20 protein-coding genes are annotated in these 17070 nt (G+C 66.1%); 10 read left to right on the plus strand and 10 right to left on the minus strand.

What is annotated here, in order from left to right; genetic code table 11:
* Positions 1 to 41 precede the first annotated feature (41 nt).
* Positions 42 to 329 (plus strand): HPr family phosphocarrier protein, encoded by a 288-nt coding sequence (locus QF031_RS15175; RefSeq protein WP_307429833.1) that lies wholly within the window; start codon positions 42 to 44, stop codon positions 327 to 329.
* Positions 330 to 447: 118 nt separating this feature from the next.
* A complete protein-coding gene (locus tag QF031_RS15180) occupies positions 448 to 1245 on the plus strand; it encodes an SDR family oxidoreductase (RefSeq protein WP_307429836.1) in 798 nt (265 codons plus the stop codon).
* Here the strand turns inward: QF031_RS15180 and QF031_RS15185 are convergent.
* Entirely contained in the window at positions 1226 to 2860 is a 1635-nt protein-coding gene (locus QF031_RS15185; protein ID WP_307429839.1) for a serine hydrolase, read from the minus strand. The two genes, QF031_RS15180 and QF031_RS15185, sit on opposite strands and share 20 nt — an antisense overlap.
* A gap of 429 nt (positions 2861 to 3289) precedes the next feature.
* Between QF031_RS15185 and QF031_RS15190 the strand changes: the two genes are divergently transcribed.
* Positions 3290 to 3592 carry a DUF2306 domain-containing protein gene (locus tag QF031_RS15190; RefSeq protein WP_307429841.1) on the plus strand — a complete coding sequence of 101 codons (303 nt, stop codon included), beginning with the start codon at positions 3290 to 3292 and terminating at the stop codon, positions 3590 to 3592.
* Here QF031_RS15190 and QF031_RS15195 read toward each other — a convergent pair.
* Both QF031_RS15195 and QF031_RS15200 read right to left on the minus strand, forming a co-directional pair.
* Positions 3561 to 4241 carry a DNA alkylation repair protein gene (locus QF031_RS15195; RefSeq protein WP_307429844.1) on the minus strand — a complete coding sequence of 227 codons (681 nt, stop codon included), beginning with the start codon at positions 4239 to 4241 and terminating at the stop codon, positions 3561 to 3563. The genes QF031_RS15190 and QF031_RS15195 overlap by 32 nt on opposite strands.
* A 74-nt stretch (positions 4242 to 4315) precedes the next feature.
* Positions 4316 to 4636, minus strand: coding sequence for a GYD domain-containing protein (locus QF031_RS15200; RefSeq protein ID WP_307429847.1), 321 nt, complete (start codon positions 4634 to 4636; stop codon positions 4316 to 4318).
* A 299-nt stretch (positions 4637 to 4935) separates the two neighbouring features.
* Between QF031_RS15200 and QF031_RS15205 the strand changes: the two genes are divergently transcribed.
* The 5 genes from QF031_RS15205 to QF031_RS15225 all read left to right on the plus strand — a co-directional run bounded on the left by QF031_RS15205 (position 4936) and on the right by QF031_RS15225 (position 9997).
* Entirely contained in the window at positions 4936 to 5253 is a 318-nt protein-coding gene (locus QF031_RS15205; RefSeq protein ID WP_307429849.1) for a hypothetical protein, read from the plus strand.
* Between the two features lie 25 nt (positions 5254 to 5278).
* Complete coding sequence (locus tag QF031_RS15210) at positions 5279 to 5410, plus strand: hypothetical protein (RefSeq protein WP_307429851.1); 132 nt, start codon at positions 5279 to 5281, stop codon at positions 5408 to 5410.
* A 201-nt stretch (positions 5411 to 5611) separates the two neighbouring features.
* Positions 5612 to 6316 (plus strand): DUF998 domain-containing protein, encoded by a 705-nt coding sequence (locus tag QF031_RS15215; protein ID WP_307429853.1) that lies wholly within the window; start codon positions 5612 to 5614, stop codon positions 6314 to 6316.
* Complete coding sequence (locus QF031_RS15220) at positions 6313 to 8973, plus strand: PEP/pyruvate-binding domain-containing protein (RefSeq protein ID WP_307429856.1); 2661 nt, start codon at positions 6313 to 6315, stop codon at positions 8971 to 8973. Before QF031_RS15215 ends, QF031_RS15220 begins: the two co-directional genes overlap by 4 nt.
* A 427-nt stretch (positions 8974 to 9400) precedes the next feature.
* Positions 9401 to 9997 (plus strand): TMEM175 family protein, encoded by a 597-nt coding sequence (locus QF031_RS15225; RefSeq protein WP_307429859.1) that lies wholly within the window; start codon positions 9401 to 9403, stop codon positions 9995 to 9997.
* Between the two features lie 77 nt (positions 9998 to 10074).
* Here QF031_RS15225 and QF031_RS15230 read toward each other — a convergent pair whose 3' ends face one another.
* Positions 10075 to 10371 carry a hypothetical protein gene (locus QF031_RS15230; RefSeq protein WP_307429862.1) on the minus strand — a complete coding sequence of 99 codons (297 nt, stop codon included), beginning with the start codon at positions 10369 to 10371 and terminating at the stop codon, positions 10075 to 10077.
* A 120-nt stretch (positions 10372 to 10491) separates the two neighbouring features.
* Positions 10492 to 10884, minus strand: a complete 393-nt coding sequence (locus QF031_RS15235; RefSeq protein ID WP_307429864.1) for a nuclear transport factor 2 family protein — start codon at positions 10882 to 10884, stop codon at positions 10492 to 10494.
* Between the two features lie 211 nt (positions 10885 to 11095).
* On the opposite strand from QF031_RS15235, the gene QF031_RS15240 reads away from it, so the two are divergent.
* The gene (locus QF031_RS15240; RefSeq protein WP_307429866.1) at positions 11096 to 11494 is read left to right on the plus strand and encodes a nuclear transport factor 2 family protein; all 399 of its coding nucleotides are present in this window, start codon (positions 11096 to 11098) and stop codon (positions 11492 to 11494) included.
* A 35-nt stretch (positions 11495 to 11529) separates the two neighbouring features.
* Here QF031_RS15240 and QF031_RS15245 read toward each other — a convergent pair whose 3' ends face one another.
* The 3 genes from QF031_RS15245 to QF031_RS15255 form a co-directional block, all read right to left on the minus strand.
* The gene (locus QF031_RS15245) at positions 11530 to 11796 is read right to left on the minus strand and encodes a hypothetical protein (RefSeq protein WP_307429869.1); all 267 of its coding nucleotides are present in this window, start codon (positions 11794 to 11796) and stop codon (positions 11530 to 11532) included.
* A gap of 329 nt (positions 11797 to 12125) precedes the next feature.
* Entirely contained in the window at positions 12126 to 13115 is a 990-nt protein-coding gene (locus tag QF031_RS15250; protein ID WP_307429872.1) for a prenyltransferase/squalene oxidase repeat-containing protein, read from the minus strand.
* Between the two features lie 102 nt (positions 13116 to 13217).
* Positions 13218 to 14084, minus strand: a complete 867-nt coding sequence (locus tag QF031_RS15255; RefSeq protein WP_307429874.1) for a GmrSD restriction endonuclease domain-containing protein — start codon at positions 14082 to 14084, stop codon at positions 13218 to 13220.
* Positions 14085 to 14336: 252 nt separating this feature from the next.
* Here QF031_RS15255 and QF031_RS15260 point away from each other — a divergent pair, with 252 nt between their 5' ends.
* Positions 14337 to 14711: a hypothetical protein gene (locus QF031_RS15260; RefSeq protein ID WP_307429876.1), complete on the plus strand. Its 375-nt coding sequence runs from the start codon at positions 14337 to 14339 to the stop codon at positions 14709 to 14711.
* 60 nt (positions 14712 to 14771) lie between these two features.
* On the opposite strand, the gene QF031_RS15265 is transcribed toward QF031_RS15260, so the two are convergent.
* Together QF031_RS15265 and QF031_RS15270 are read right to left on the minus strand one after the other, a co-directional pair.
* Positions 14772 to 15836, minus strand: a complete 1065-nt coding sequence (locus QF031_RS15265; protein ID WP_307429879.1) for a TerC family protein — start codon at positions 15834 to 15836, stop codon at positions 14772 to 14774.
* A 219-nt stretch (positions 15837 to 16055) separates the two neighbouring features.
* Positions 16056 to 16925 carry a DUF1295 domain-containing protein gene (locus QF031_RS15270; RefSeq protein WP_307429882.1) on the minus strand — a complete coding sequence of 290 codons (870 nt, stop codon included), beginning with the start codon at positions 16923 to 16925 and terminating at the stop codon, positions 16056 to 16058.
* Between the last annotated feature and the right edge of the window lie 145 nt (positions 16926 to 17070).

Here is a 17070-nt window from a genome sequence, read left to right on the forward strand (position 1 = left end):
TCCTCGCTCACCCCACCCACCCCCCGAGACCAAGGAATCAAATGCCTAAACGCACAGCAACCATCGCCAGTCGCGTGGGCCTCCACGCCCGCCCCGCATCGATTTTCGCCGAGGCGGCCAGCCAACTCGGAGTGGAGGTCACCATCGCTTCCGAAGGTGCGAGCTCCGATGAAGCACTCGATGCGGCCAGCATCCTCTCCCTGATGAGCCTCGGCGCTTCCTGCGGCGACGTAGTAGTACTTCGCGCCGACGGTCCGGGATCGGATCAGGCCCTCAACCACCTGGTGGAGCTCCTGGAGACGGACCTCGACGCAGAAGCGCAAGACTAGCCACGGGACGAAGTCCCACTTACGCTCCGAAGGGCGCGCCCGGCCGGACCGGACGCGCCCTTCGCGCATGAAGCGGACCCGAAGGTTTTTGTCGGGGAACCGGCTTAGGATTTCTTCCATGAGGATTGCCGTTGCAGGGGGAACCGGTACAGTTGGCCGCCACGTTGTGGCGATCGCCAGGGAGCGTGGGCACGACGTGGTCAGCCTCAGCCGCGCCGAGGGGGTGGACCTGCTCACCGGGCGCGGCCTGGACCACGCACTCCAGGATGTCGAAACAGTCATCGACGTCTCCGGCATCCAGGCCATGTCCACCAAGAAGGCCGTGGACTTCTTCACCCACGCCACCCAGAACCTGATGGCGGCCGAGAAAAAAGCCGGCGTAAAGCACCATGTGGCGCTGTCCATTGTGGGCATCGATCAAGCCAACTCTGGACTGTACGCAGGGAAGCTGGTGCAGGAGGACGAAGTCAGGCACGGCGGCATTCCCTGGACCCTCCTCCGGTCCACCCAGTTCCACGAGTTCGTGCCGATGTCCATCAAGGCCGCCTCAGTGGGCCCGCTGCTCTTCGTGCCCACGATGGTCACCCAGCCCGTGGCGGCAAAGGAGGTGGCCGCGGCCCTGGTGGACGCGGCCGAGCACGCCCCGCAGGGACGCATCCCGGACCTCGGCGGCCCGCGGACCGAACAGCTGAAAAGCCTGGTCGCGGCCTATCTGGCCAAGACGCGGCAGAAGAAACGGATCGTTCCGCTGCACGTTCCCGGCCCCATGGGCAAGGCAATGCGCACGGGCGCGCTGATCCCGGCGCCGGGTTCCGCCGTCGGACGCCAGACGTTCTTGGAGTGGCTGGAAGCCATGGAGGAAGGCGGCCGACAGCGGCCCGGCGAAGGCAGGGCAGCTAACCCAGGCGCCTGGTGAAGGTTCCCAGCCCTGTCCGGTCGTAGAAGTCGAGGGTGACCTGTTCCGAGGAGCCCATTCCTGCTTTCGTGAAGAGCGCCCCGGCCAGGCCATTGGCGTTCTCGCCGATGGTCTCGAAGCTAAAGGTGTCGCCGTCAAAGTGGGTGAGGGCGAACGTGGTCCCCTTGGTGTCCGGCCCCATCCTCATGGCCAGCCGGCCATCCTCCTCCTCCACCACCACCGGGCCGTAGTAGGAGTTGTCATAGGTGCCCGTGTAGCTGGCGTTCGGCCCGGCGGGAGTTGGGTTGGACGGAACCTTGGTGTAATCCACCTCGGGTTTGTCCGCTTCATCCTGCTGCCTGAAGATGGCGGCGGTGAAGGCCAGCCAGTCAACGGTGGGCGATCCGTGCTGGGCCGTGTCCACGAAGTCCGCGTTGATGGCTTCCGGGATCCCCTGAGGGCGGCCGGTGGTCAGGGCCACGATGGCCAACTGTTCACCCGGAAGCATCGAGACGGCAGTGGCTGCCCCGAGGTTGAAGGCCCCTGAGTGTCCCAGCTGGACCCGTCCTTCGTCGTCGTAGGAGACGTTCCAACCCAGCCCGTAAAAGCGCGACCGGGCGGGAGGTGACGACGCCGGCCCGGAGACTGAATGGGGAACGTCCGTTGCATGCACGGCAGCGGCGTCGATCACCGGGTTTCCGTCATAGGTGCCGTTGCCCAGCTGGAGCCGGAGCCACTGTGCCAGGTCCCGCACCGACGAACTGGCACCGCCGGCCGGGGCTTCGGCGTCGGGGTCCCGCCGGTACTTTGCCGCCCACTGTGTGTTGCCAAGCGGAACATGGAGAATGGCCCGGTCGGCGGCCTTTTCATAGTCCCCGAGGCGGTAACTTGACGAGGACATGCCCAGTTTGCGGAACAGGATCCGGTCAGCCAGGTCCTCCCATTCCATGTGCATTGCATCGGCTGCCGCCTGGCCGCCTTCCGTGAAGCCGAAATTGCTGTAGTGGTAGCTGGACCGGAACGCATCCAGGGGCTGCTGATTCAAGTGGGCCAGGATGTAGTCCCGGTCGAAGCCGAGGTCCTCCAGCAGGTCACCCGCCCCCGTTTGCAGTCCGCTGCGGTGGGACAACAGATCCGCGAAGGTGGCATTTTCGGTGACGTAGCCATCGTTGAGCGCGAAATCCCTGTTGTACCTGATCACAGGGTCCGTCCAGGCGATGACCAGCTGCCCCACGACGCCGGCAGTCACGGTGGAGGCCAGGGGCTTGGATACTGACGCCACCTGAAACACCGTGTCCGGCGTGATCTTTCCGGGTTTGCCCACTTCGCGGACGCCAAAGCCTTTCGAGTACAGCACCTCGTCCTGATAGACGACGGCGACCGCCAGCCCCGGAAGCCCGGTCTGGTCCATCGCGTACCCGGCGAAGTCGTCCAGCCGTGCCAGGGCACGGTCCACTTTGGCCCGGTCCAGCAGGGGCGGAACCTGCCCCGGCGGGGCGGGAAGAAGCGCCGCCGCAGCCGCACCAGCGAGGTGGGGCGGAACGCTGCCTGCGGTCAGAAGGGGTATGCCGACGACGCCTACCCCCGCGCTCTTCAGCATGGTACGCCGGGTGGGGAAGACGGAACCATTAGTCATGACGAGTCCTTGATTCTCAGGCGGTAAGCACTCTCCTAAGGCCCCAGCCTTCCCGAGCCTTAATAGTGGCCCCGGTGCCCGGACCGTGCAATGGGGGAACTGGCGGATCCCGTACCCATTTCCTACCTATCGCCAACCGGAACCAGGTGCAGTACCTTGGGCGTACGCCGTACCGTCAGGGTGCTGCTGGGCACCGTCATTCCGGCCGTCAAGGGCCGGACACCATCCGCGAGGCCCGCCTGGACAAAGAGGTTCGTGCCAGCATCAAGGCCCAGCCGTTCGAAGAAGCAAACCCATGAACACCGCAGCTGTTCCCCTCCCCCGCGCACATCCCAGGAGCCGGTGGTTCGTACCCGCCGCCCTGATCCTTCTCAGCTTGGTCCCCGTCATCGCCGGAGCCGTCCGCCTGACCGACCTGACGGCAGGCAGGTGCGGACGGACAACGCCAGGTTCTTCGATTCACCCGTCCCGGTGCTGATCCACATCCCCACGGTCACCCTCTACCTGGTGCTGGGCGCATTTCAGTTCGTTCCCTCGCTGCGCCGGGGCAACCGCGGCAGGGCGAGTTGGCACAAACTCGCCGGCCGCATCCTGGTTCCCGCGGGCCTGCTGGCCGCCCTGTCAGCTTCCCCCCAAAAAGGTGCCGATCCCCTTCGGCAACGCTCCGATCCTACCCGCCCCGCCGCCGTCGTAAACTGCGCTACTCCCCCTTGCGCCGCACCATCTCGCTGATCCACGCCGGTGCGAACGGTGACGTGCAGCCCGGAGGCGTGGGGTAATCCCTCAGCACCTCCAGCCGCTCCCCGATGCCGAGGGCACGCGCCCTGTGCTCCGCGTGCTCGATCCCAATCTGCGCCAGGCACGTGTTCATCGCCCACTGGAGGCGGTCCGGGGCGTCCTTCATTTCTGCCTCGATGGTGTCCAGCAGGGCGACCAGCTCCAGGCCCTGGGGCTTCTTGACCACACGCTCGGACGTCAGGGCCCAGCCCGCGCTGGCCACCACCGGGTCCGGGTCAGCCAGCCAGTCGACGCGCAACTCTTCCGCGTGCGGGCTCTTTTTCACCACGTAGTTCACCAGCCAGTCGTGGACTTTCGGGTCGCGAGCCTCCCGCAGCATCCCGTCCAGCTCGTCACGTCCAAACGCCTTGGGCCGGCAAACCAAAAGAGCCAACAGCCGCGCCGCCGTGTCACCGGACCCCCACAGCGGGACAGCCAGGTCCTGCTGTGTCTTCAGCCGCTTGGCAACCGCGCGCAGGCGGCCCAGATTCACGCCGTGGTGGTCGCCGCGTTTCTCGTTCGCCTCGCGGACCCTGGCATCCTCAAGGGCTGCCAGCTCGGCCATGACCTCCCCAAGCTGCCCACCCGTCGTCGTTTCCGCCATGTCCGCCTTCCCCGTCGGTCACCGTTGGCATCCAGCGTACGACGGCGGCACTGGCCACCGCGCCCGCCTTTCCCCTACTTGCCGGGCGCCCGGTACGACGGCGTCTTCTTGGCGGCCTCGTCGATATCCTCCACAGTCAGAAGCGGCTTCAGACGGACGTTGACGTTTCCGCTGGAGTTGATGAGCAGCGACAGTGCTGCCGCGCTCGCATCGTCCGGCACCTCGAAAACGCCCAGGACGTCGTAGTAGCCGAAGGCGTAGTAGAAGCTCTCCAGCGTTCCGCCCACGGATTTCAGGGCCTCCGTCAGGGCCTCGCGCCGTGCGGTGCCGCCTTCCTGCATGAGCCCCTTGATGCCCTGGCCCACGTACGTCGCTTCAAACAGATACTTCGGCATGGTCTTTCCCTTCCCTGCATGTCCACCGGAAATACCGCCGCAGAGCACGGCGCCCGCAAATCCTCCTTGCCTGGCGCCGGCGCCCCGCAGAAGTAGCCCGGATGGGCACCATGTTCCGTGAGCAGCGGGGAAAACCGCCCCGTTACCGCAGAAGCTATTCCTCCGCCAAATGGCAGTCAATACGCACGGATACCTAATGCTTCACGGCGGCCGGAGTAGGGCATTTCTCCCCTGTGCCGCGGTCCGCTGCTGGGTTTACCGTGATCCGCATCAGCGTCCACCGCCGTCGAGGAGCCGTCATGGCCGGGTTTGTGCAGATCATCGAATTCACGTCCTCCCGCATCAAGGAAATCGAGGAGCTGGGCCGCCCCTCACAAAGTGAGGGAAGCACACCGGCCACGTTCCGCCACATCGTCGCCACCGCGGACAGGGACCGCCCGGGGCACTATTTCACCATCGTGGACTTCGATTCCTTCGACTCCGCCATGGAAAATTCCGGCCGGCCGGAAACGTCCGAGTTCGCCGCCCGGATGGCCGAACTGTGCGACGGTCCCGTGGTCTTCCACAACCTGGATGTCATGTGGGAGGACACGGGGCAAGGTGCAGGCAACGCCTAGCAGCAGGACATGGATTCCTTGACCCATGCTTCCGGACCGGGACGTCGACGGCACGATCCTGGCGGTTGGCCTCAGCGACCTGGCAGCCGCGTCGGATATTCCAGTCCAAGGGCCAGCTGCCCCGTCGTACTTCAAGGACGACGGCAGTCGGCATTGACGTCTCACTCCCCTACCGTCCCGGCGCCCGGTACGACGACGTCTCTTTGGCCGCTGCCTGGCATGACGGCAGCCCCAAGGCCGTTCGGCCCTAGCCATGCTGTCAGGTGCAGGCCGACGCTGGAACAGGTAGGCGTCAGGGCCAACGCCCGCGGGCCCTGAACCGAGCCGATGAGGTCCGCGGGCACTGAGGACATCCACCATGTCAGTTGCAGGCGGGCGGCTTCCGCGACGCCGGCGGGCTGTGCCGTTCGAGGGCCAAGGCAGTGACGCCCTGCGCACCGGCCTTCTCGCCGCGGGGCCATTATCGTCGCTGCTCTATGTCGTCTTCACCGACGGCATCGCCGCCTCCCAGTGGGCAGGCTACCGCCGTGCCGAGCAGATGGTGAGCGAGCTGTTCGCGGTCGGCTCCCCCGGCTACGGAGTCACCGCCCCGTTCACCTGGGTCTACACAGTGTTGTTCACAGCCTTCGGCGTGGGCGCCTGGATCTCTACCCGCGGCCACCGCGCCCTGCGCATCGCCGCCGGACTGCTCATCGCGTATGGGCTCTGGAACATCATGGGCGCCGTCTTCCCGCTCCGGCTGGGCGACGACAGTTCCATCCCCATGCACATCGTCGCCACCAATATCCAGCTCGCCCTGATGGTCGCCGCGATGTGCTTCGTCGCAGCCGGATTCCGCGGCTGGATGCGGATCTACTCCATCGTCTCGCTCGCAATGTCAGCGCTCATGGGTATGGTCGCGTTCATGGCAGTACCGGGACCAAACCTCATGCTGGGCATCAGCGAGCGCATCAGCATCGGCGCATTCCTCCTGTGGGTGGCGGTGCTCGCGGTAGTGCTGTGGAGGCGGCCAGCGTTTTGGAAGCGGACGACGGCGGCGGGCAGCAAGGCGGCAGCGTCATGAAGTACGTCAACGGCCTGGGAGACGTACGCCCCGGTGACATTGCCGAAGCCGGCGGCAAGGCGGTGGGCCTCGGCGGCCTGATCCAGGCCGGCCTTCCGGCCCCGCCCGGGTTCGTCCTCACCACAGACGCGTACACGGCGTTCGTCACCGACAACAACCTTGGGCAGGCCATCCAGGAGCTGGCGGCCGCACTTCCGTCCCAGGCAACCACGGAGGATTATGAGCACGCCTCCGCACTGATCCGGACCCTGTTCAGCAAAGGCGCCATGCCGTCGGACATCGAAGCCGGCCTGAAGGACGCCTACGAACTCCTCGGCGGTGGAAACACGGCGGTGTCCGTCCGCTCCTCCGCCACCGCCGAGGACCTCGCCTCAGCCAGCTTCGCCGGCCAGCAGGAAACCTACCTGAACGTCCGCGGCATGCAGGCGCTCGCCAAGGCCGTGATCGACTGCTGGGCCTCGCTCTGGACAGCGCGCGCCATGTCCTACCGCGCCCGCGAAGGTGTGCTGCCGGACCAGGTGCGTCTCGCCGTCGTGGTCCAGCAGATGGTGGAGGCCGAGGCCGCCGGGGTGATGTTCACCGCCAACCCCGCCAACGGTCGGCGCGACCAGACGGCGATCAGCGCGGCGTGGGGCCTGGGCGAGGCCGTGGTGAGTGGGGCGGTCACCACCGACGACCTGACCGTGGACACCGCAACCGGCAAGGTCCTCTCCCGGCAGACAGCGGACAAGGAACTCATGACCGTCCCCACGGCAGAGGGAACGGCCGAGCAAAAGGTGGCGGAAGCCCGCCGTCGTGCGCCCGTCCTGGACGATACCGCGGCGGCGGAACTTGCCGGCTTCGGACGGCGGATCGCTGACCACTTCGGCGCACCGCAGGACATCGAATGGGCTCGCGCCGACGGCCAGTTCTTCCTGCTCCAGTCGCGGCCCGTCACCGCGCTGCCCGAGCCCGCGGCCGACGTCCCCACCGAATGGCCTGTCCCCTACCCCAAGGGCCTCTACTTCCGGGCGAGCATCGTGGAACAGATGCCGGAACCGCTCTCCCCGCTCTTCGCCGACCTCATCGACGGCTCCGTGTCCCGCTCGATATCGGCCCTGATGAACGACGCGCTTGGCCAACATTCCCTCCGTGAAGGAGACGTCCGGTTCCCCACCGTCAACGGCTACGCCTATTACTACTACCGCACCTGGCCCATGCTGCGAATGACGGCTAGGACGGTCCCTGCGATGCGGGCGCTGTTCCGCGGCACGGCGCACATGGGCATGGCCGGCTGGCGGGACTATTCCCATCCACGCTACGAACGCACCATCAAGGACTGGTCCGCGAAACCGCCGTCCGGGCTTCCCGGCGCGGAGCTGCTGGCGGGCGTGCAGGCCCTCCTGGACGCCGGCACCGTCTACTACACCGCGGTCCAGTCCGTCATTCCGATGGCCGACATGAGCGAGCTCTCCTTCCGGGGCTTCTACAGGACCGTCCGGCGCGACGGCGATCCGCCCGCACAAGACTTCCTGCTCGGCTTCGACAGCGAACCCATCCGAGCCGAAAAGTCACTGTACGACCTCGCCGGGTGGGCGCGCAGCGATCCGTCGCTGGTTACCGCACTGGTGGAACAGCCGACGGCGGAACTCGCCAGGTGCCTGCGGACCGGTTCCGCGCCGGCAGGGGTGGATGACGCGCTGTGGCAGGAATGGCGCATCACCTTCCAGGAGCATCTGGCCCTCTACGGGCATGCGGTCTACAACCTGGACTTCGCCACCCCGGTCCCGGCCGACGACCCCACGGCCCAGCTGGAGACCGTGAAGTTCTACCTGCGCGCGCAGGGCACCGACCCGCATGAGCGGCAGCGGCTGCTCACCGAGCGCAGGGAGTCGCTGACGCGGGAGATGGCTTCACGGCTGGGTCCGCGGCGCCGGGCCCTGTTCTTCCGTCTGCTGAAGTGGGCACAGGAAACGGCTCCGCTCCGCGAGGACGCGCTCGCCGACGTCGGACTCGCCTGGCCGCTGCTGCGGCGCATGCTGCTGGAACTCGGCCGGCGGCTGGTGTCCTCGGGCGTAATCGGCTCTGCTGATGACGTGTTCTGGCTGCGCTTCCAGGAGCTTCATAGCGCGGTGGAGTTTGGGCTCGCGGACGTTGGTGCGGGCGTTTCGCTTGCCGGAGCCTCCCGTCCAGTCCGGGCTGCCGCCGTCGAGGAGCGGAGGATGCTGTGGCGGGGCCAGTCGAAGGCGTCCGCCCCGCAGATGCTGCCCCAGAAGGCGTGGATGGAGAAGGCGTTCGGTTCGATGATGCCGGCGGGGCCGCAGCACCAGGCCGGGGACGTGATCAAGGGCGCAGCCGCCAGTTCCGGCCGGGTGACCGCACCGGCACGGGTTGTGCGGGGTCCGGAGGACTTCGGCCGGATGCAGCCCGGCGAGGTGCTGGTGGCGCGCATGACCACTCCGGCATGGACCCCGCTGTTCGCGATGGCCTCCGCCGTGGTGACGGACGTCGGCGGCCCGCTGAGCCACAGCTCCATCGTGGCGCGTGAGTACGGCATTCCTGCTGTCCTGGGAACCGGGGTGGCGACGCAGCGGCTGGCCGGCGGCCAGAAGGTGCGTGTGGATGGCGACGCCGGGACGGTCACGATCGAGCGCACCGCCCAACCCGCCGGAGGTTGAACCGTCAGGCGCCGTTACCTTCCGGGCGTCTCCAGCCCTACCTCAGGTGCTGTCGCTGACCCGGTACCGGGCACCCAACCCGCGTGACGCCGTCGTACTCCCCCATGTCGGATCGCGCCGGTACCGTAAGTGGCATGAGCACCCAAGACACCCCAGCCCAGATCGGTGACCTTCCTCCCCTCGGGCGGCCGGCCAACACCGCTCTGCTGAACGCAGGCATCACGACGCTGAGTGAGGTCGCCAACCACTCGCGCAAGGAGCTGCTTGGCATGCATGGCGTGGGCCCCGCGCAATTCGGCTCCTCGAGGCAGCGCTTGCAGAGCGCGGCCTCCAATTTGGCGAACCGTCCTAGGAGGGCAGTGGCAGGTCTACCTACTGCGCTTCTATGCGACGCGCCGGCAACTGACTTTGAGTGCATGATATTCGGGTGAACAAGAACCGGCTTGAAGCCTTCAGCGACGGCGTACTGGCGATCATCATCACCATCATGGTGCTGGAACTGCACACGCCGGAGGAACCAACATGGGCAGGCGTCGCGGCCATCCTGCCCACCCTCTTCACCTACCTCCTGAGCTTCGTGTACGTGGGGATTTACTGGAACAACCACCACCACATGATCCACCTCGCCAGCCGGGTGAACGGCGCCATCCTCTGGGCCAACCTGCACCTGCTGTTCTGGCTGTCCCTGTTCCCATTCACCACGCGGTGGATGGATGAGTCGGGCTTCCTGCAGGTGCCTGTGCTGCTGTACGGCATCAACCTGCTGAGCGCCGCAATCGCCTACTTCATCCTGGAACGGCGGCTGATCGCAGTGCAGGGCAATGATGGGGCCCTGGCCCGGGCTGTGGGGAAGGACTGGAAGGGCAAAGCCTCTCCGCTGATCTACCTCCTGGGGATCGCCCTCACCCTGGTCCAGCCGCTGCTGGGAGTCGCCGTCTTCACCGTCGTCGCGCTGATCTGGCTCGTTCCGGACCGGCGCGTGGAACACTTCGTCGTCAAGGCGCACGAGGACACCGCCGGCTAGGGTCACAGCAGCCGGGAGGTCTTGAGCAATTGGCCAGCGATTTCGGTGGTCTTGAGGCCCTGTGGAACCAAGAGGTTTTAGATCCCGGCGTTGGCGGTGAAATAGTTGTGAACGTCGCGGAAGGTCATCCTCGGTGGTGCGGCGAATCCCAGTTCCACGCTCAGCGGCCCCATGGTGTCCCGGGCGAATGCATCGAACTGCTCGCGGCTTTCCCACACATCCGTCACCTGGAAGCCATTATCGGTTGCTGTGGCCCAATGGGATATTGATCCCTCAGGACCAGGGCCTCCCGGGGTCAGCCCCATTCTCTTGTTGATCTCGTCATATTGTTCGAGCGTTGAACCATCGAACTCCATGATTATTGCTACCGCCATGATCGCTCCCCTTGTTCATAGGTGTCAGATTCCCGCGAAAAAAGTTAGGTCCGCCCGCGGGTGCGGTCGAGGGGGATGGCACCCTGCATTGCCCCCTTTGTCAGCCCAGCCAATGGGACGTCAGGACCAGAAATCAGACACCGTGGCGGTGTTCTCCTGCATTTCTGTGCCCTCCGTGACTTTGCCGTCGGCAATGCTGAACACGATGACCTGCCGCTGGTCCATGGTCTTGCCGTCGCGCTCCGCGTGCGAAAACTGGACGCCGACCGTATACCTGTCACCTGGGGCCACGTCCTCCACCGTGACCCTCATCGACCCGTTGGACCGCGTAAAGAGTTCGCCGAAGTAGGCCAGGATCGCGTCCCGGCCCTTCTTATCTCCCGACAACGGACCCGTGCCGCCAACATGCCATACGGCGTCTTCAGCAAACAGGTCCCTGAGCGTGTCCATGTCGCCTGCGCTGAACGCCTCATAGCCCCGCCGAACCAGTGCGCCGTTTTCCTGTGCTCCCATTTCGGGCACCTCCATCCTCCTCGCCGGATGCTTGCGAGCAAACATTAGGCCCAGGCTGGGGACCAGTCGAGGGGGTGCAGCCCCCCACATTGCCCCCCACTTTTTGGCGGGGCCTTACCTAGCAGGCGGGGCGGGTTGCTGGCACTGAAAGCCCACGTCATGGGGACTTTCCGCCCTTTCCGGACCCGCACCACGCGAGTACCTTGACGCCATGAGTGAGCGCGAAGACTTCCTTCAGTGGGTCCGGACGAGCCTGCATGACGCGGAAGTCGCTCTCCACAACGGCGACGCCAATCCCCGGCGCGCCATCTGGTCGCGCATTGAGCCGGTGAGCATCCTGGGAGCCTTCCGCAACGCGTACGGGCTCGAAGAAGTCGAGGAGATTTTTCGGTTTCTGGAAGACAGCTTTTCCAACTGCACGTCATGGGAGTTGGAGGTGCAGTCGTGCGACGTCCTTGGGGATATGGCCTACACCGCGGGCATCGAGCGCATCTCCTTCCGCAGGGACGGCAATCCGACCAACCTCACGCTCCGGGCGACGCAGATATACCGGCGTGAGGATGGCCAGTGGAAGGTAGCCCACCGGCATGCTGATGTAGTTGCAGGGTGACCACCACGGCAACCGCCCCTGGGATGTCTGTCCGGCTACTCCCCCATCCCGGGGTGCACCGGAACGAAATCGATTTTGTTGCCGGCGTTGGTCCGGCTCGCCGGGGCGCGGTTGAACCCCTTGGCATCAAGCCCGTTCCTGGCGCGGAACTCTGCGAGCGCAGCGTCGTAGGCGTTGTTGAGGGTCCGGCCCGAGAACTCGCCGGTGCTGCCGTCGTTGAAGGCGATCCGGATGCGGACGCTGGCCGGATAGTGCCGGTTCATGCGGATGAAGCCTTCGGCGTCCTGCTGGAGAGTGATCACGGGATCCTGCTTTCGTTCGTAGGTGCAGCCTCAAGTTTGCCGCAAGGCCCCTGAAAACCGCTCGGCACACCTGGCCATACTTGGCGATGGCGATGACACGGCGTGGAAACTGGCTGCGGTACGCACTGGTTTCGGCCCTGCTGATCGGGATCCCGCCTGTACACGCGGTGGTACTTTTCCGCGGCGTCGAAACCCATCGCCGACTCGGGGTTCGCGCTTCTGGGCCCGATTCTCCAGACACCGTTTGTACTCCTCCTGGCCGGCGCGATCATCGCAGGTTTGGCGCTGCAGAAAGACTTCCCTCCGCAGGCGCAACCGGACACATCGCGTTAGGTTCCTTCCGGGCGGCCGTCGCCGTCCCACCACTCCAGCGCCCGGATGGCGTGGAAGGTCAGCCACTTGGACGGCTCACCCGGCGGCACATCCATCTCAAACCACACTCGGCCGGGGAGGCGGCGCTCCTGGAGCCAGGTCCCGTCGGGCTGCCGGGCGGAGCGGACTTGTTCGATCGCATCCCCCAGGCGCGGGTCCGGGGCGGCGCCGTCGTGCAGGGCCGCGGCCCGGAAGTAGTCCAGGGCGTGCAGCCCGCTGTAGAACCACCGGAACGGGTAGGCCAGCCGCGTCACCCAAGGCGCCACAAGTTCCCCCGTTGACTGTCGGTACAGCAGGCGGCGTTCCAGCAGGTACTCCTCGCCGCGGCGCCGGGCAGCCTGCAGCTCGCCAGGGCCTCCTGTCGCAGACTCGTAGTACAGCAGGCCCTTGAGGGAGTTGATCGTTGAGTGGACCGAGGACCGCGTGGACCCGTCAACCCACTCGCAGTTCCAGCCGCCGTCGGGCTGTTGGTGCTCCACGAGCCATTGCGCGATCCTGGCCACATCCGCTCCGAGCCACGCGCCGTTGGAGAGGGTGAAAGCGTTGATGCAGCAGTCCACCTCGCCGTCCCAGTACGGCAGGTCCTCATACTCCCACCGGCTGCTGGCGGCGAGCTTGTCCGCGGTCCCGGCGAGCACGTCCGCGTCCAGCCCCCACTCCCGCAGCGTGTTCAGGGACCAGGTGGTGGCGGTGTAGGGCTGGCCTGCGCCTTCCGCGGCTTCGGGTCCATTGAAGTCGAAGTCTGCGGGAAAGTAGGCGCCGCCGGCCCACTGCCCGTCCGGGTCCTGATGGGACAGGAGCTCCGCGCCGAACCCTTCGGTCCCGAGGCGGCTCCGGGTGGCCTCCCACTGCTCCGGCGGGTCGGCCGCAAGGTCCCGTTCCACCTGCCACTTGAGGGCAGGGTCGGAATCGAGCAGCCAGTTCAGCAGCGCTTGGTCCATGGCCATAGCGGGGAGCCTACCACCGGCCTCTTCCCTCGGACATGACGACTACGGCACCCAAGCCGGGTGCCGGCGTCGTATACCCTGCGAAATTGCGCGGCCGGGCGCTCAGCCCTCGCAGGCCACCCCGTCGCCGTCGCCGTCCAGGCCCGCGCGGTACCCCGGGTTGCCGGCGTAGAGCGGTGCAGCTCCCGCGGCCACCGCCTCGGCACAGTTGGCGTAGTAGACGGTGGTGGTTGTGGAAGCCGGCTGCACGATAGTGGGTGCCGGCTGGCCGGGGCAGCCCGCGAGGATCCCGGCGATCGCGTCGTGCTCGGCCTGCGTCACCCACAGGCTGTACCGCGCCTTGACCGCCACCTGCCGTGCCACGTACTCGCAGCGGAAGCCCTTGGCTGGCGGCAGCCAGGTGGCGGCGTCGCCGTCGCCCTTTTGCTGGTTGGTGGGCCCGTCCGTGGCCTGCAGGTTGAGCGGGTCGTTGGCGAATGCGGTCCGCTGCTCCGTGGTCAGCTGCTGGGCACCTTTCTGCCAGGCGTCACTGAGCGCCACCACGTGGTCGATCTGCACGGCGCTGCTGGTGGTGGTGCCGCGGACGAAATCAATCACAGTGCCCGTGTAGGGATCTGCCAGCACCCCGGTCTTGACCGTGCAGGGGACGCTGTTGACGTAGGTGATGTCCGTCAGGTCCCGGTTGAGGATGTCGTTGCGGGTGTCGCAGCCGTTCTGGTCCACGTCCGCCCACGTCGGCCCGAACAGTGAACGCTCGTATCCGGTCTTGGGCGCGCGTCCCTTCACGGGGAGGGTTTCCAGCAGGTCCGCAGCCTGGACTGTTCCCTGCTCGGCCGTGGTGGTGCTGCCCGCGGCGACCGCAGGCAGGTTCGCGCCGAAGATCGCAAACAGGGCGGAAAGAACGACGGCGGCAGTCCAGCGGGTGCCGGACGCAGGCAACGTGTTGGGCAAGGACGTGTGGCCGGACATGCTGTTCCCCAGGATTGTGCACGAAGAGTTGAGGGCGTCAGCCCCCCATTACCGCTGACGCCATGGAAAAGCCTAGCGGCGGTGCATCCCCGAAATTGCCGGTTTCCCCCGGACTCGGGCAATCCTTCCGGACTCCTGCGTGAATCCTGCGGCAGAGTTACGAGCCGGGCGGGGAGGGCCTCCCGCACCCCCAAGCGTTGCCATTAGACTCAGACCGCTGCCTGTCGGGGCACTGAGACTTTTGGGGGAAGAATGACGCAGGAACTTGCGGCTGACCAGCGGGAACAGACGGTGGCCTGGGACAGGCAATGCAAGAAGCTGGCCTACAGATGTTGGTTTTTTGCGGTCCTCGGCTTTCCTCTGCAGTTGGCCCTGGGCGGAGCCGTCGTCTGGTTGAAGGAACTCGTCATGCCTCTGGTTACGGGCCACCTGGTGTTCGGCGAGGTGGGCTATCTGGAATACCAGGAAGGGAAGGATGTGCTCCTGGTTGCCGTCGCCATTCTGCTCGTGCTTAATGCAGCTTTTCTGGGGTTCCTGCACGTTTGGTACAAGAAGGGCATCCGCGCCCTCGGCCCCCGGCCGGGCGGCCTGCCGGGCAAATGGAAGCGCTGGGCGTTCTCCCTCTAGTCCGAACAGGGCGGCGGCGGCACCCAACCCGAGTGCCGCCGTCGTACGTCCTGCTTGGCTCTACCGCCGGGTCCCGGCCGTGGAGTCCGTGTCTTCGCCGGCGGGTACATCCGCATCGGGGGCCAGGGCTGCCGCGTCCCGGTCACGGGCCACGGCTGCGGCCGCAGGCCTGCGGGTCTTGACCAGGCTGGCCACCGTGGCCACCAGGATGGTGGCGCCGATGAACAGCAGCGAGAGCCAGATGGGGATCTCGGGCACCCAGAGGAGCGGCTGCCCACTGTTGATGAAGGGGAGCTCGTTGACGTGCAGGGCGTGGAACACCAGCTTCACGCCGATGAACGCGAGGATGACGGCCAGGCCCTGGGCGAGGTACACCAGGCGTTCCAGCAGTCCCCCGATGAGGAAGAACAGCTGCCGCAGGCCCATCAGCGCGAAGGCGTTGGCGGTGAAGACGATGTACGCCTCGCTGGTCAGGCCGTAGATCGCGGGAATGGAGTCGACGGCGAAGATCAGGTCCACGAAGCCGATGGCGATGATGGTGAGCAGCATCGGCGTCACGAAGCGCTTGCCGTCCTGCTTCACGGTGAGCCGGTCCCCGTGGTACTCCGGGGTGACCGGCAGGACGCGGCGGACGAGCTGCATGAACTTGCCGTCCGCCGGGTTGGCGTCGTGGCCGCCGAACGCCTGCCGGTAGGCGAGGAAGAGCAGCAGGGCGCCGAAGATGTAGAACACCCAGGAGAAGTTTTCGATCAGGGTGGCGCCGATGGCGATGAACCCGCCGCGGAGGATGAGGGCGATGATGATGCCCACCATCAGCACTTTCTGCTGGTATTTCTTAGGAACGGCGAAGCCTGTCATCACGATGAGGAAGACGAACAGGTTATCTACGGACAGGGCTTTTTCGGTGAGGTAGCCGGCGAAGTACTCACCGCCGAACGTCCATCCCGAGCCCACGCCGATCCCGACGCCGAACACGAGCGCGAGTCCGATGTAGAACGCCGACCAGCGGGCCGACTCACCGATGGACGGTTCGTGGGGCTTGCGGACGTGGGCGAAGAACTCGTACACGAAGAACAGGATTGTCACGGCAATGGTGATGATCCAGACGAGGGGTGTTACCTGCATGGCGGGTACTCCAAAGGGTAGGCGTTGACATTGACGCCAAGGTCTCCTCCGCCCGGTTGAACCGGAGCCGGTGGCCCGGGATGCATCGCTGCATCCGTATTGACGGGCCACTCACAGACGGGAGTACTCCCCTTGATGGGTTAAATCGTACCTGATGAACGGGCGACGGCGGCACCCGGTTCCGGAGGCCGCCGTCGTAAATCCCTGCTTGGTAAAGCCCTACTTCAGTTTGGGTACCAGCACCGGGGTGTTCTTCTTGTACGCCTCATAGTCGGCCCGGCCGCCCCACTTCCTGTCCGCCTTTTCCTCCAGGGGCGGCACGCCGCTGCCCCTGATGAGCAGCAGGGCCACGAACACCGGAGAGACCAGCGCCGCCCACTGCCAGCCCTGCAGCACGGGAAGGGCGATGACGGCCACGCCCACCCACAGGGTGATCTCGCCGAAGTAGTTGGGATGGCGGGACCTGGACCAGAGGCCGGTGCTGATGAAACGGCCCTTGTTGGCGGGGTCGTCCTTGAAGCGCGTCTTCTGCAGGTCCGCGACCGTCTCGATGGTGATGCCCCCGGCCCACACCAGCAGGCCCACCCAGAAGAACCAGTCCAGGCCCACTTTCGTGTCCGAAGTGATGGCCACCCATGCGAGCGCCGCGGTGAGCACCACCCACAGGCCCTGGAGGGTCCAGGTGTTCAGGAAGCGGAAGAAGTCCGGCTTGAGCTCATCAAACCTGTCGTCCTTGCCGTGCTTGCTGATCCGCAAAAACAGGAAGCTGCCCAGCCGCGCGGCCCACAGCACCACCATGGCCGCCAACAGCAGGCCACGGGCATCCACCCCCGGCGACGCCAGCACCAGGAACACCGTGATGGAGATGTAGGTGAGGGCGCCGGTGAGGTCGTAGAACTTCTCCGTCTGCGCCTTGTAGGAGGGAATGAACACCAGCCACTGGATCACGAAGGCGACGGCAACACCCAACGCGAACACCGGCACACTGCCAATCCTGGATCCGCCCTGGCTTCCGGCGAGGGCGATGAGCACCGCCACCACCACGGCAATAACAGTACTGATGAGCGCTTTGCGGCTCTTTTCGTTCACGGACGCATCCCTTCCCCATGGCCGGCCGCGCGCTGCTGCACGGCCAGTCCCTGCCCGAGCCCCACCTGGCAGAGTTGCATCGCAACAACCCGGCTTGGCTGGGCCCGTCCACTTAGTCTTCGGAGCGGGGGCTGGGGCGTATGGG

The sequence above is a fragment of the Pseudarthrobacter defluvii genome (assembly GCF_030816725.1).
GTDB lineage: Bacteria > Actinomycetota > Actinomycetes > Actinomycetales > Micrococcaceae > Arthrobacter > Arthrobacter defluvii_A.

Excerpts from the sequence above, each read along its gene's own strand:
- QF031_RS15220 (WP_307429856.1), top strand. The coding sequence starts at position 6,313 with ATGAAGTACGTCAACGGCCTGGGAGACGTACGCCCCGGTGACATTGCC.
- QF031_RS15240 (WP_307429866.1), top strand. The coding sequence starts at position 11,096 with ATGAGTGAGCGCGAAGACTTCCTTCAGTGGGTCCGGACGAGCCTGCAT.
- QF031_RS15175 (WP_307429833.1), top strand. The coding sequence starts at position 42 with ATGCCTAAACGCACAGCAACCATCGCCAGTCGCGTGGGCCTCCACGCC.
- QF031_RS15185 (WP_307429839.1), bottom strand. The coding sequence starts at position 2,860 with ATGACTAATGGTTCCGTCTTCCCCACCCGGCGTACCATGCTGAAGAGC.
- QF031_RS15200 (WP_307429847.1), bottom strand. The coding sequence starts at position 4,636 with ATGCCGAAGTATCTGTTTGAAGCGACGTACGTGGGCCAGGGCATCAAG.
- QF031_RS15210 (WP_307429851.1), top strand. The coding sequence starts at position 5,279 with ATGCTTCCGGACCGGGACGTCGACGGCACGATCCTGGCGGTTGGCCTC.
- QF031_RS15215 (WP_307429853.1), top strand. The coding sequence starts at position 5,612 with ATGTCAGTTGCAGGCGGGCGGCTTCCGCGACGCCGGCGGGCTGTGCCG.
- QF031_RS15230 (WP_307429862.1), bottom strand. The coding sequence starts at position 10,371 with ATGGCGGTAGCAATAATCATGGAGTTCGATGGTTCAACGCTCGAACAA.
- QF031_RS15205 (WP_307429849.1), top strand. The coding sequence starts at position 4,936 with ATGGCCGGGTTTGTGCAGATCATCGAATTCACGTCCTCCCGCATCAAG.
- QF031_RS15195 (WP_307429844.1), bottom strand. The coding sequence starts at position 4,241 with ATGGCGGAAACGACGACGGGTGGGCAGCTTGGGGAGGTCATGGCCGAG.
- QF031_RS15260 (WP_307429876.1), top strand. The coding sequence starts at position 14,337 with ATGACGCAGGAACTTGCGGCTGACCAGCGGGAACAGACGGTGGCCTGG.
- QF031_RS15265 (WP_307429879.1), bottom strand. The coding sequence starts at position 15,836 with ATGCAGGTAACACCCCTCGTCTGGATCATCACCATTGCCGTGACAATC.
- QF031_RS15255 (WP_307429874.1), bottom strand. The coding sequence starts at position 14,084 with ATGTCCGGCCACACGTCCTTGCCCAACACGTTGCCTGCGTCCGGCACC.
- QF031_RS15250 (WP_307429872.1), bottom strand. The coding sequence starts at position 13,115 with ATGGCCATGGACCAAGCGCTGCTGAACTGGCTGCTCGATTCCGACCCT.
- QF031_RS15180 (WP_307429836.1), top strand. The coding sequence starts at position 448 with ATGAGGATTGCCGTTGCAGGGGGAACCGGTACAGTTGGCCGCCACGTT.
- QF031_RS15235 (WP_307429864.1), bottom strand. The coding sequence starts at position 10,884 with ATGGGAGCACAGGAAAACGGCGCACTGGTTCGGCGGGGCTATGAGGCG.